Raw genomic sequence first — 14,017 nt, forward strand, 5'->3', positions numbered from 1 at the left:
ATCCTCGTCCAACCAGAACACACACAGTTCAAAATCCGCCTTGCGTCTTCAGGGGCGCAAGGCAAAACCCCACCACTCCAAGCTTAATCAGATATGTCTGAAGCCCCTTCCATCCGGGAACTCCATGGATATAACGACAAGCCCAAGTCGTTCGATCAAGTATCCATCACCGTTGCCAATCCCGACGCCATCCGCGCCTGGTCCTTCGGTGAGGTTACCAATCCAGAGACAATCAATTACCGTACGTTCAAGCCAGAAAAAGGCGGCTTGTTCTGCGAACGCATTTTCGGACCGACGCGCGATATGGAATGCGCCTGCGGCAAGTACAAGAGAGTCAAGCACAAGGGTGTCGTCTGCGACCGTTGCGGCGTAGAAGTTACCAACTCCCGAGTCCGCCGTGAACGCATGGGACACATTGAATTGGCCGTCCCCGTCTCCCACATTTGGTTCTACAAGTGCATGCCCAGCCGCATCGGCCTGATGCTGGACATGACGGCACGCCATCTGGAACGCGTCATCTACTACGAAGATTACATCGTCATCGATCCTCTGGACACGCCCCTGGAAAAGGGACAGATCCTCACTGAGGATGAATTCCGCAGTTATGAAGACGAATACGGTGACGACGCATTCAAGGCAGGAATGGGAGCCGACGCCATCCAGGAAATGCTTAAAAACATTGATCTGGAAGCTCTTATCGCCCAACTGCAGGAGGAAATGGAAAACACCAATTCCAAGCAGAACAAGCGTAAAATCGCCAAGCGTCTGAAACTCGCCCAGGGATTCCTCCAGTCCAATACCCGCCCGGAATGGATGATCATGAATGTCCTGCCGGTCATTCCTCCCGACCTCCGTCCTCTCGTTCCCCTCGAAGGCGGACGCTTCGCTACCTCCGACCTCAACGATCTGTACCGCCGCGTCATCAATCGCAACAACCGATTGAAGACCCTGCTTCAGCTCAAGACGCCGGAAGTCATCATTCGCAACGAAAAGCGCATGCTTCAGGAAGCCGTTGACGCCCTGTTCGACAATGGTCGCCATGGCCGGGCCGTAACCGGAGCCGGTAATCGTCCCCTCAAGTCCCTGTCCGACATGCTCAAGGGCAAAGGAGGCCGCTTCCGTCAGAACCTCCTCGGCAAACGTGTCGACTACTCGGGACGATCCGTCATCGTGATTGGACCGGAACTGAAGATGAGCCAATGCGGTCTTCCCAAGAAGATGGCCCTCGTCCTCTTCGAACCCTTCATCATCCACCGCCTCAAGGAACTCGGATACGTCCATACCGTACGCTCCGCCAAGAAACTCATCGACCGCAAGACGCCTGAAGTATGGGACATCCTTGAAGAGGTCACCAAGGGACATCCGGTCATGCTGAACCGCGCCCCGACCCTTCACCGCCTGTCCATTCAGGCATTTGAACCGGTTCTGATCGAAGGTTCTGCAATCCGCTTGCATCCGCTTGTTTGCAATGCCTACAATGCTGACTTCGACGGAGACCAGATGGCCGTGCACGTTCCTCTTTCCGTGGAAGCCCAGCTCGAAGCAAGGCAGCTCATGTTGTCCACCAACAACATTTTCTCCCCGGCCTCCGGCAAGCCCATCACCACGCCTACGCAGGACATTATTCTCGGCGCCTACTTCCTCACGCACACCCGTGCCGTGGAAATCAAGAACCAACAAGATAATCCCCACCTTCTTCCCCTCTTCGAGTCTATCGGAGAAGTGGAATACGCCATTGCCGCCCGCAAGATCGGCTACCACAACTGGATTCGTCTCCGCAACCCCGACTACGGTAAAAAGCCCGAAGAAGTCGTCTACGGAGACGTCACCAAAAAGGTGCTTATCACTACGGCCGGACGTGTCCGTTTTAATGAAATCTGGCCTGAGGAAATCGGTTACATCAACCGTAACGTCGGCAAGAAGCAAATGGGGGATATCATTTGGCGCTGCTACCAGACGGTAGGCAAGGAACGTACCGTTCAAACCCTTGACGCTCTCAAAAACCTCGGTTTCAAGGAAGCTACGCGTTCCGGGTGCTCTATCGGTATTGTCGACATGGTCGTTCCCTCCCAGAAGAAGGAAGAAATCGACAAGGCCTACAAAGCCGTCGAAAAAGTCACCAAGCAGTACAAGAACGGTATCATCACCGATGGCGAACGCTATCAGAAGATCGTCGACATCTGGACTCAGACCACCGACATCATCCAGAAAGCCCTCTACTCCAAACTGGAACACAACGAAGGTTCCGCCATGGCCAGCCCGCTCTATATGATGGTTGACTCCGGTGCCCGCGGTAACAAGGCCCAGGTCAAGCAGCTCTCCGGCATGCGCGGTCTTATGGCCAAGCCCAGTGGTGAAATTATCGAACGCCCGATTACGTCCAACTTCCGAGAAGGCCTCTCCGTGCTGGAATACTTCATTTCCACCCACGGCGCCCGCAAGGGGTTGGCTGATACCGCTTTGAAGACGGCAGACTCCGGGTACATGACCCGCAAGCTCGTCGATGTAGCCCAGGATGTCATCGTCTTCGCCGACGACTGCCACACATCCAACGGGATCACCGTTCATGCCATCTATGACGGTGAAGACGAAGTAGCCTCCCTCGCCAGCCGCATTTACGGACGCGTTTCCTGTGAACGTATCGTGGATCCGGTCTCCGGCGAAGTCATTGTGGACGTCAACCAGCTCATTGATGAAAAGCAGGCCGACAAGCTTGAAAAAATCGGTGTGGAACAGCTCAAGATCCGTTCTGTCCTCACCTGCGACCTCAAGCGCGGCTGCTGTGCCAAATGCTATGGTCTCAACCTCGCTACCGGCCTCGAAGTAAAAATCGGCGAAGCCGTCGGCATCATTGCCGCCCAGTCCATCGGTGAACCCGGTACGCAGCTCACCATGCGTACGTTCCACGTCGGCGGTACGGCGACCACAGCATTCAAACAGCCTATCATCAAGGTCAAAAATCCCGGTAAAGTCGTCTACCCCGAAGACCTCACCGTCGTCGAAGACGCCAATGGCAACCACGTTGTCCTCAACAAACAGGGCTCCGTATCCATCGTCAACGACAAGGGACGCGAAATCGATTCCTACCAGATCATCCTCGGTACCGTTCTCTATGTGCCAAACGGTGGTACAATCAACAAGGACGATACCCTCGCCACTTGGGATCCGTACAACGTACCTGTCATTTCGCAATTCTCCGGTAAAGTAGAATTCAAGGACATCATTGTCGGCATCACCGTTTCCAAGGAAAAGGACAACCAGACCGGCACCTCTTCCATGGTCGTCATTGAGCACAAACAGGAACTCCATCCGCAGGTCGTTATCAAGGATTCCAAGACCCACGAAATCCTGGCTTCCTACGCCATTCCCTCTGGCGCCAATATCTCCGTCAAGGAAGGTGAAAACATCACCGCAGGTACCATGCTGGCCAGAACGCCCCGCAAGGCGTCCAAGACGAAGGATATTACTGGTGGTCTTCCCCGCGTTGCCGAACTCTTTGAAGCTCGCAAGCCCAAAGATGCCTGCACGATCGCCCGTATCGACGGTACGGTCAAAATGGACGGAGTTCCCAACTCCCGCGGCAAGAAGAATATTATCGTCGTCGATCCCTCCACGGGAGAAGAAGTCGATCACCTCGTCCCGCTCAATAAGCATATCGTCGTCCACGAAGGCGACCACGTGCATCAAGGCGATCAACTGACGGAAGGCTCAGTCTCCCCGGATGAAATCCTCGACGTCTGCGGCAAGGAAAAACTTCAGGAACACCTCGTCAACGAAGTTCAGGAAGTCTATCGTCTCCAAGGGGTGGAAATTAACGACAAGCACGTCGAAATCATCATTCGGCAGATGCTGCGTAAAGTCGTCATCATCGAACCCGGCAACACCGAGTTCCTGTGGGGCGACCAGGTCGACAAAACCACCTTTGACCGCGTCAACGAAGAAACAGTCGCCAAAGGCGGTACTCCCGCCATTGCCCGACCGGTTCTCCTCGGTATCACGAAAGCATCCCTCGAAACGGAATCCTTTATCTCCGCCGCTTCCTTCCAGGATACGACACGCGTCCTGACGGAAGCCTCTACTCTCGGCAAGACCGATATGCTGGAAGGCTTCAAGGAAAACGTCATCATGGGGCACCTCATTCCCGCCGGCACGGGCTTTTCGACCTACCGTAACATTGAAGTACATCCCGCCGACGGAGTCGAAGAGATCATACCTACCCCCGAAACTCCGGACGACGGAGAAGGAGGAATCGAAGATTCCATCAACTTCGGTGAAGACCGCTAAGTCATCCCGAAGCCGATAGAATCCCCTTCCAAAACTTCAGAGGCTGTTCCGCATGCTCGGAACAGCCTCAAATAATAAAAAGAGCTAATATTTGATTACCACGGAGGGTAAAATGCTTCGTGGAATCGGAGCAGGGCTTCGAGGATCGCAACCACGAAGCCCTGGCTTGTATTGAGCACGAGAGACAGCCAGATTCCCGCCCTAGGGCGGAGAATGTCAAAGAGTCAGTGCCGATACAAGCCCCATCCGGGGATCCGATCATTCCAAATCTCGAATAGTTGAAAGGACCGTCTCCCCGAGATGAGTCCGCATTTGAGGAGGAGATCAGAATGAAGCCCAACAAAACAAAAATCAATCGTGAAGTAGGAGAAAACATACCTCAAAAGAACTATGCCGGAGTAGATATATCCAAAGACTATTTGGATATCTGCCTTCAGCATAAAACCTACCGATTCACCAACAACAAGACAGGACATAAGAACATGTTCCGTCTTTTTGAAAAACAGGAACAACCAGTTCATGTCGTGTATGAGTCCACCGGCTATTTAAGCCGTCGGCTTATCCCCGTTTTCATGGACGCCAATATCTCCCAAACATGCCTTAATCCGGTACGAGTAAGAAACTATGCCAGAAGTGAAGGACTACAGGCCAAGACCGACCGTTTGGACGCTCAGGTGCTCTGCCAATTGGGAAAAGACAAACAACTTGAGCAAGACTATCCACTTACCCGAGAAATTCTTCAGCTCAAAGAATACGAAAGTGTCCTTACTTTTTATGTCAAAAGACGGGCACAGTTGAAAAACGAGCAAAAAGCAACCAATCAGCCGTTTCTGAAACAGCAATTGGATCAAGCCCTGAAGCAGGAAGAAAAACGCATAGAGGCGTTGCAGGTTCAAATGGAAAAACTCATCAATACTCATCAAGAGCTAAAAGAAAAGTATGAAACCTATTTGAATGTTAAAGGAATAGGGAAACGCAATGCCATGGCGTTGATTAGCCTCATGCCCGAATTGGGAAGCATTAATAGAAAGCAGGCGTCAGCCCTACTCGGAGTAGTGCCTTATTCCTGGGAAAGCGGAACGATGAAAGGAACACGCAAAATACATGGGGGCAGAAAGGAACTGCGCCATCTTCTCTATTTGGCAACGGTTAGTGCCTTGAGGTGCAATGAAATCTTGCAGGCGAAGTACAAACATTTTCTCTCTGTGGGAAAAACACGAAAGTGTGCACTTATTGCCTGCTGTCATTCTCTAATCATTTATCTCAATAGCTTAACGAAAAAAATAATTCCCCCGGATGCAGCGTCGCACGCTGCCGGGGGGATTGGGGGCGAGTAGCCCCCATTTGTCTATTTCTGAATTATAGTTGACTCTTTTGCTTATCAATAATACGGTATCCGCACTCACAACGGAGCACAGGCATGTTCTTTCAAGGAACGTCGGGCTTCTGGTCTCGCCCAAATCGCTTCATGCCCTCCAGGGAATTCCTCATAGGAAACATCCGCAAATCTGTCTCGAAGCCTGTGGGCCTGTTCTACCGGAATCTGCCGGTCATGCGTCGCGGCCAGGATGACGACCGGCACCTTGATCCGGGGAGCATACAAGTCGGAACGGAATATTCCACCCACCAGCACGGACACCATCCAATCCGGGGCATACATCCGGGCACATGCTCCGAAACTGTCGAACGGCACACAGAGGATCAATCTTCCTACGGAGCGCCGGGCTGCTATGTGCGTTGCTACTCCGGTTCCCAACGAGTTACCTACCAGAACCACCTGTGACCAATTCCGGCCCGTCTCCTGCAAAATAGTTTCCACGACACGGATCATATCGTCCACTACTGTTTCCTCCGACGGCCATCCGGAACTTCTCCCGGAACCACGGTAATTCACTAGGAGCTTTGCCACAGGCCAGGAATCGACAGCACTTAGATAACTGGCAACATCACGCCCTCTTCCCGGGCAAAAAACAATCAAAGGCGCCCCAGGCTTCTCCTGAAACCATCCATCCAGTTGTTCTCCCCTCACCTCAAAACTCCGTCTGCTCTCCGACCATGCGGCATAACGCCGGGCATAAGTATTCGCATCCTTCATCGGTTGCGGATTGAATACTACAAGCCCCCTTCCCCACATCACCCATGCCACCCAGCAAGCCGCCAGCAAGACAAGCACAATCCCCCCCAGGATACACACTCTTTTTCCCGTACCCCGTAACATTCCTTTACTTGTTGAATTTCTCAAACATCGAATCATTCCTTACGTTCCATTCTGCATTCTCCGTTGAAAGATGCAATTGAACTCTTAATTATTCTCATCCATGATTTTATCTTCAGGAAAACAGAAGTTGAAACACAGCCAACAATATACGGAGCTTTGGAGTCATCCCTCCAAAGCCCCGTTGAATATCGATAATTTTAGAAACTGCTAATCCGATAGCTTGTACACCTCCACGGCGCTCATCAGGAACGCGCCAGTGCCGTACACTTCAGTATTGCTTTTCTGCACCTGTTTCGGATCGGCTCCAACGGGTTGCACCCAGCAGAGTTTGCCTTCTGTATCGACAGAGTTCACCAGAGCCTTCCATCCCTTTTGGACAATGGGAAGAAAACGCTTCTTCGGTAACAATCCCGCATTGATACCGTAAGCCATGGCATAGGTCATAAAGCCTGTCGCACTAGTTTCCGGAGCGGGATAACTGGCTGGATCCAACAGGCTGGCGTGCCAGCATCCGTCTTCCTGCTGGAGTCCGGCAAGACGGTCACACATTTCCACGAAAAGCTTTTCATAGAAGGGTCTGTACCTCTTGTCATCGGCAGGCAGTGCCTTGAGTATCTCTGCCAAGCCCCCCATCACCCATCCATTGCCACGCCCCCAGAAAACCTTCTGCCCGTTGGCTTCCTTTTTATTGATGTACGAGGCATCGCGAAAGAACAGGCGTTCCTCAACATCGTAGAGTTTGTCATAGGTTGCCTTGTATTCACTGGAGGCAAACTCCATATACTTTTCATCCCCCGTCAAGGTATAAAGCCGGGCATAGACAGGAGGCGCCATAAACAGGGCATCGCACCACGACCAGCGTTCATACTGCCCGGAGGTGCCATGAATCATCTTGGCTGGATCCATGCAGCGATTGGCAATCACCCAGTCGGCCCGCGCCTGCGTCGGCATCTTCATCAGCTTCTTCCCATGCTTGGCATACATGTCCAGGTATGCCTGACCGACACAAATATCGTCGGCATGATACATGTAAGGCCCCACCTGCCATATCATACGGTTAAAGAGCTTCTGGAGCCACTGATCATATTTTTTATCGCCGCTCAATTCCGCCCAGTCGAACATGCCTACATACAGGGCACCATTGAGCCAGCTCTGCGGAGACCGGGACGAGGGTTGATCCGGAAAGTACGAAATTTGCCAATCAGCCACTTTGCGTGCAATATTCAGCACATCCTGCTTCCGGAAGTCCGAAGCATATGACCGTGCCGGGGCATTCATGCGAATGGCTGTTTCAAAAGCACGAAATCCCGGATATTTATAGTTGTACATCCACAGAAGATTGGACTTACCCTGGGTTCCACTTACCACAAATGGTCGGACATTGTCCCTCCGGGACGATGCCGTCACTGGTTCCGATTTCCATGTTTTACCCTTATCGGATGTTTCCCAGCGCTCAATTTCGAAAATGTCCTTCACCGGGCGCGAAGCATAGACAACATCGGGATTATCATGGTCGAGGTACACCCCTCCGGAATAATTACATTCGTATTCCGACTGTTCTTTGGGGTAGACGTTTCTTTGGAACCACCGACCGGCCTTTGTGATCTTGTGATTGTTCCACTTCGAGCCATCCCAGCGAGCATACCAGTAGGAATGTTCCGTCAGGACATTGCTAAATCGGGCATATACAAGGACTGGATACTCGTTTTCATCGAAAGCCACATCCCAGATCCACGCTTTCTCCAACGTTTTGCCAGCATCATAGACCTTGTCGCATCGGGAAGGAGGCACCGCTCCGCCATCCGCCAACTTGCCAATGAGACGCCCATCAGCTCCCCAGAGGGAGCCATCCCGGTACATGGCGAAGTAGATGGAGTTTGTCGGTTCATTCCTTGGATGTCCATCTGTGAAAGCCAGAAAGATCTTATCCTTCCCGTTGTTGGTGGCCTTCAGATAGGGTCGTACGGAATTGTTCGTCTTTTCATCCTGAATCAAGGTCTGTGCCGGACTCCACGTCTTCAAATCATCCGTATACACCATGTTCGGTTTGAAATTCGGTCCTCGGAACAAGAGGTAAATCCTGCCGTTTTCTCCAGTCAGCAAAGCCGGATTGGTATAGCAAACCCCCATCGGACCTTTAACATCGGGTCTGATACTTAGTTCTTCATCCCATTCCGATATATCGCCGGGCTTTTTAGTTACACGGTAATAGATCGGAGAATTCTTCGTCCCTCCATGAGCGGAATAAAATACTGCCACACGCTTGTCAGGAAGAACCAGGAAAGAAGGATTGGCGTGGTCGTCATAATCCAGCTTGTCATGAAGCTTGAACGATTTCTTCTCCCCGGAGGTAGGATTCATAGAAAAAGCCCGGATACTGCCCTCCCTGTCTACCGCTCCGCCAATGATCACACCGTCCACATACACGGCGCGTGGATCGGAAAACCAGCACCAGGCACCGTCATCGGCTACAACCTCGCAGTCTTCCGCATAAGGAGGCATGGAAGGAGGTGATGCCAAAACGGTTCCAACTCCAGAGTACCACAAAAGAGATGCGCACGCTACCGTACGCAGGTGAGAAAGCCCTCCTGACAAAAGCTTCATTCTTTTCTTCATATCAGCAGAGGAGGAATGGTGATTATTACTTATCAAGTTTGATCACGGACAAGCCGATAGGGAGGTCATGCTTGGTATTCTTCATCCCGGGAAATGGCATGTCAAAGTTGACGATGATGAGCTCGTCCCCGATCACAAGAGGTTCACAAGGCTGGTCAAGTTTGCCTCCGGCACCGGTTGTATTGCCGTTTTCGCTGATGATCCGGAAGGTAGACTTATCCACATCATACATATGGATCGAATTTCGTTTCGAATTTGTCACGTAGATTTTGTTGGTATCCCGGTCGCACACGATGCCATCACAGCAATTGATCGAAGGATCATCGACAATGATTTCCTGCTTAAGAGGTTTGCCACTGGCGGAAAAAGTCGTCCGGGAAATCACACCGTCACCGAACCGTCCACTGTACATGCGCCCCTGATTATCGAACGTAACGCCATCGGCTCCGTCGGTTTCCGCTTGGGGATCTGCAGACGGTTTGGCATCATACTGGGCTACCAGATGAGGATCGGAAGCATTGGGAAGCAGCTTCACTTCGCCTTTCTTCATCTCATCGAGGGAAATGGCATAAACCCCGCTCTGATTCGGCTTGCCGGGAAGATCGAAATGGGTATCGCTGACATATGCCTTTCCATTATGCCAACGCACGGCATTGGCCAGTTTAAAGCCGGATGCCGCCACTTCACACCGTACGGGCTTCCCGTTTTCCACAACAATACGAAGAAGGCGAGATTTGTAGTTTTTGTCGTTAAAATACTGATTATCGGCAATGTACAGATTACCGTCGGGTCCAAATTCAATGCCCATGGGGTGTACCTTGCCCGTGTCCGGATGAGGAGTCAGTTTATCGAACCAAATACTTACATTCCTGTTTTTATCGATACGGAACAATTTGGATCCACCTACCTTCTCATAGTCGATGTAATTCGGGGCGGAAAGAATAATGCTTCCGTCAGCCGCCACAGACATGCCGTCGGGTACCGAACAAGTAGCGGGATCCAAATTGACAAACATCTGCGGTTTCAAAGAAAGCGGAGGGAGGACCTGGGTTGAAGCGACGGCATTCGTCGATTCCGGTAAACTGGAACAACCAGCAGAAACAAGAACAGCACCAAGCGCCGACACTAAGAGGAGATATTGGTTTTTCATAAAAAAATTGTGTGATACGAGAAATACGACTATCTCTGACACAATCTTTCATCAATAAAAACACGGGCGGCTCCGTTCCTTGAGAACGTTAAGCCGCCCGAGCAGGCCATTCAAAAAGCCAAGGTACATTTTAACGTTTGGTCGGGAATTTTTTCTCAATCAACGTCTTGCCATCCGTATCAAAGGCGCGCATTTTAATGCCGCTCCTGTCAATATCCAGTCTGGCTCCGCTGTGGTTGCTACCGACCAGAAGAGGATAGTTCCTCTTTCCTCGTACCGGTTCATGGAAGTCATACCTATGCGTATGCCCGGCAATCATCAGATCAATCCCAGCCTTATTCAGCATATTGAGCATCTTGGAGCTGATGTCGTTCATTCCATGTTCCTTGTTATATTGCTCAATTTCAGAAATCGGGAAATGGGACATCACAATGCGATGGCGTGCCTTTTTGAAATCCGGACTTTGCAGAACACCCTTCAACCACTCGGCCTGTTCCGTCCTGTAATGATCAAAATCCGTCAATCCGGCATAAACAGGATGCGTATCGGGTTTATCCTCTCCACAATCCAGAAATATGACAAACGTATCTCCAATCGTTTGCGTTCCGTATATATTCCCGCTCTCTTGAGGAACATAGCCAGAATAGTCGCGAGCCAAAGCCCCTCTCGTTTCATGGTTGCCTCGGACAAGAATAAAGGGCTTTTCTTTGGCAAACATATTGACGCACAAATCAATGTAGCTCTTGTAAGGTTGTCCCGCAGACGTACAGTAGCTTGTAATATCCCCCACGAGGAACATGGCGTCGCAAGAACCATAGTCTCCAAGCTCCAGTAATTTTTTCAGTTTGCCGGGGTCATCGTGAATATCGCTGGCCGCAAACAGAGAACATTTGTCAATTCTCGGTGAAAAGGTTTTGAAATCATACCACGGAGACTGGATCTCCTTGCCATACACCACCTTGTAAGGTTGAAAAGTGGTAATCTCCTTAGAACAAAGCCGGTACTGGTAGGCTGTACCCGGTTCCAAATCGTGAACGCGAATGGCATTGAATGTATTGTTGGCTTCCTTCAACCCGTCTCGACGAGAATAATAAACTTTGGCATCACTGTCGGGAGCGCCTTGTTTCTTCACTTCAACCCAGGAAAATCCTTTCCCCGTTGTCGTAAACAGGAAGGAAACCCCCTTATTGCCGACTTCCTGCAAATAGGGACCGTGGTCAAATGAATATTCGTCCCCGGCCAAGGCCGGGTTTGCGTAAAAGCTCAAACTCAACAGAGCTGCAGCTACTAATAACTTGATTTTCATGGTATCGTACAATGGTAGATGAATAAATTCTGTACATGACCACTTACGTTCCTGTAAGGATAAAAATTTCCTTTATCCTGATTTTTTCTGAAAAATTCATTCCCATTCATCCGGAAATATCTTTTCCATGAAAGATTGCCTCTCCTCCGGGCGTAGGTGATTGTATGAGTTTTTCCTTTCTCACCTCTTGGAGGGCATTCATGCTCCTGGCTGTAACATTCCTGCCATGTTTGTCCGAATCAAAGGGAGAGGAGCTCCCCCGCCCGGCACCTTCCTCATTCGTCGATCCCCACATTGGAACGGGAGGGCACGGACACGTTTTTGTGGGAGCCAGCGTGCCTTTCGGACTCGTCCAGCTTGGTCCTACCAATGTTTCCCAAGGCTGGGACTGGTGTTCCGGATACCACATATCGGACGCAAGTATCATCGGCTTCAGCCACACGCATCTGAGCGGTACAGGATGCCACGATCTTGGAGATATCTCCCTCATGCCAGTCATCGGAGAAGTTCCCTTGTCCCGCGGTTCCAAGGATAATCTGCTTTCCGGACTCGGATCATCCTTCGACCATTCCTCGGAACAAGTTCGACCCGGATACTATGCCGTCCATCTGGACCGATTCGGGATTGATGTGAAATTAACAGCCACACAGAGAACAGGTTTCCACAAATACACGTTTCCCAAGACTGAAGACGCACGAATCATCGTAGACCTGAAACATGGGGTCGGCAGTGGAAACCCAACCGAAGTCCAATTCCACCGGGAGAGCAATACCGTCATATCGGGATTCCGCCACACCAAAGGCTGGGCAAACAATCGGAAGCTCTTCTTCGTCATAGAATTTTCTCGTCCGATGAAACAATGGATGGAATCCGAAGGCTCACATCCGTCGACAAACTGTCCCGGCAAGCCTTTCGGACAGGCTGTCTTCGATACAAGGGACGAGAACCCCGTCTTCGTCAAAGTCGCTATCTCACTGGTGAGCGTGGAAAATGCCAAGGCCAACATGCAAGCCGAACTACCCGGTTGGGATTTCAACAAAACCGTGATCCAAGCCGATCAGGCCTGGAACCGCGAACTCTCCAAAATTTCCATTTCCACTCGTAACGACAAAGTACGCCGCATCTTCTACACCGCCTTGTACCATACCATGATCTACCCTGCCGTCTGTTCCGATGTCAACGGGGACTATCGCGGGGCGGACGGCAACATCCACAAAAGCTCTCATCTCCAGTACACGGGATTTTCTCTTTGGGATACCTACCGTGCAGCCCATCCCCTGATGACTCTCATCCAACCTGAAAAAGTACCCGACCTGATCAACTCCATGCTGGACATCTACCAAAAGCAGGGGAAATTGCCCGTCTGGCACCTGATGGCCTGTGAAACAGACTGCATGGTAGGCAATCCGGCCGTTTGCGTCGTCGCAGATGCCGTAATGAAAAATTTTGAGGGGATATCAGCCGAAAAGGCATTCACAGCCATGAAGGAATCTTCCCTTTTAGACGAACGCGGACTCAAGTACCTCAAGGAATACGGCTATATTCCCTATGACAAGGAAGGAGAAGGTCTTTCCAAATGCATGGAATACGCCGTCGCCGACTGGAGTCTTGCCCAGGTTGCGGACAAACTCGGAAAAACCCAGGATCACGATTACTTCCTGAAACGGAGTAAATCCTATAAGCATTACTTCGACCCAAAAACGGAATTCGTCCGGGGATTATCCTCGGAAGGAGTGTTCGGAAAAAACTTCGACCCGTTTGTCTCCGTCCACCGGAACAATGATTATACCGAAGGCAATGCATGGCAATACACCTGGCTGGTACCGCACGACATAAAAGGACTTGTCGAATTGTTCGGGAATACGGAAAAGTTCCTGGCCAAACTAGACGGGCTATTTACGGCACAGGGAGATCTAGGCAAAGACGCCTCCCCCGACATCTCCGGAATGATCGGGCAGTATGCGCATGGCAACGAGCCCAGCCACCACGTCGCCTACATGTACACTTGCGTCGACAAACCATGGAAAACAGCGGATAAAGTCCGGGAAATACTTTCCACCATGTATGACGACACGCCGGAGGGACTCTGCGGCAATGAAGACATGGGACAAATGTCCGCCTGGTACATCCTTTCCGCCCTCGGATTTTACCAAGTAGAGCCGGCAGGAGGCAAATTCGTATTCGGCAGTCCGATTGTCGATGGAGCGGAACTCCAGGTCGGGAACGGGAAAACATTCCGTATCATCGTCCGCGACAATAGCCCCGAACGTAAATATATCGGAAAAATTCTCTTGAACGGAAGACCGCATTCACTGAAGTATATCGACTTCAAGGACATTGCAGCCGGAGGAACACTGGAAATCCAGATGACCGGGGATTCCTCCCTCTGCTGGCTGCCGTCCTGCAATGAGTCCTCCATGGCTTCCAATCCCTGACATTCCGC

The 14,017-nt window shown here is 51.1% G+C and carries 7 protein-coding genes; 3 read left to right on the plus strand and 4 right to left on the minus strand.

The features are described from left to right. Window positions 1–93 precede the first annotated feature (93 nt). Both rpoC and QET93_RS11760 read left to right on the plus strand, forming a co-directional pair. Window positions 94–4,284, plus strand: coding sequence for a DNA-directed RNA polymerase subunit beta' (gene rpoC, locus QET93_RS11755; RefSeq protein WP_280127275.1), 4,191 nt, complete (start codon window positions 94–96; stop codon window positions 4,282–4,284). Between the two features lie 329 nt (window positions 4,285–4,613). Continuing rightward, window positions 4,614–5,621, plus strand: coding sequence for an IS110 family transposase (locus tag QET93_RS11760; RefSeq protein ID WP_322189958.1), 1,008 nt, complete (start codon window positions 4,614–4,616; stop codon window positions 5,619–5,621). Between the two features lie 65 nt (window positions 5,622–5,686). Here the strand turns inward: QET93_RS11760 and QET93_RS11765 are convergent, their stop codons facing one another. From QET93_RS11765 to QET93_RS11780, 4 genes are all read right to left on the minus strand, one after another. Next, window positions 5,687–6,502 carry an alpha/beta fold hydrolase gene (locus QET93_RS11765; protein ID WP_280132154.1) on the minus strand — a complete coding sequence of 272 codons (816 nt, stop codon included), beginning with the start codon at window positions 6,500–6,502 and terminating at the stop codon, window positions 5,687–5,689. A gap of 207 nt (window positions 6,503–6,709) precedes the next feature. Beyond that, window positions 6,710–9,106, minus strand: coding sequence for a glycoside hydrolase family 88 protein (locus tag QET93_RS11770; protein WP_322190001.1), 2,397 nt, complete (start codon window positions 9,104–9,106; stop codon window positions 6,710–6,712). Window positions 9,107–9,143: 37 nt separating this feature from the next. Next, complete coding sequence (locus tag QET93_RS11775; RefSeq protein WP_280132156.1) at window positions 9,144–10,268, minus strand: hypothetical protein; 1,125 nt, start codon at window positions 10,266–10,268, stop codon at window positions 9,144–9,146. A gap of 130 nt (window positions 10,269–10,398) precedes the next feature. Beyond that, on the minus strand, window positions 10,399–11,574 hold the full coding sequence (locus tag QET93_RS11780; RefSeq protein WP_280127279.1) for an FN3 domain-containing metallophosphoesterase family protein: 1,176 nt from the start codon (window positions 11,572–11,574) through the stop codon (window positions 10,399–10,401). 164 nt (window positions 11,575–11,738) lie between these two features. Here QET93_RS11780 and QET93_RS11785 point away from each other — a divergent pair, with 164 nt between their 5' ends. Further along, window positions 11,739–14,009 (plus strand): GH92 family glycosyl hydrolase, encoded by a 2,271-nt coding sequence (locus tag QET93_RS11785; RefSeq protein WP_280132157.1) that lies wholly within the window; start codon window positions 11,739–11,741, stop codon window positions 14,007–14,009. The last annotated feature ends 8 nt before the right edge of the window (window positions 14,010–14,017 follow it).

Source organism: Akkermansia sp. N21116 (assembly GCF_029854705.2).
In the GTDB taxonomy this organism is placed as follows: Bacteria; Verrucomicrobiota; Verrucomicrobiia; order Verrucomicrobiales; family Akkermansiaceae; genus Akkermansia.

Bases quoted from the DNA above. Each gene is read 5' to 3' on its own strand.
- rpoC (WP_280127275.1), top strand. From the start codon at position 94: ATGTCTGAAGCCCCTTCCATCCGGGAACTCCATGGATATAACGACAAG.
- QET93_RS11760 (WP_322189958.1), top strand. From the start codon at position 4,614: ATGAAGCCCAACAAAACAAAAATCAATCGTGAAGTAGGAGAAAACATA.
- QET93_RS11765 (WP_280132154.1), bottom strand. From the start codon at position 6,502: ATGTTACGGGGTACGGGAAAAAGAGTGTGTATCCTGGGGGGGATTGTG.
- QET93_RS11770 (WP_322190001.1), bottom strand. From the start codon at position 9,106: ATGAAGCTTTTGTCAGGAGGGCTTTCTCACCTGCGTACGGTAGCGTGC.
- QET93_RS11775 (WP_280132156.1), bottom strand. From the start codon at position 10,268: ATGAAAAACCAATATCTCCTCTTAGTGTCGGCGCTTGGTGCTGTTCTT.
- QET93_RS11780 (WP_280127279.1), bottom strand. From the start codon at position 11,574: ATGAAAATCAAGTTATTAGTAGCTGCAGCTCTGTTGAGTTTGAGCTTT.
- QET93_RS11785 (WP_280132157.1), top strand. From the start codon at position 11,739: ATGAGTTTTTCCTTTCTCACCTCTTGGAGGGCATTCATGCTCCTGGCT.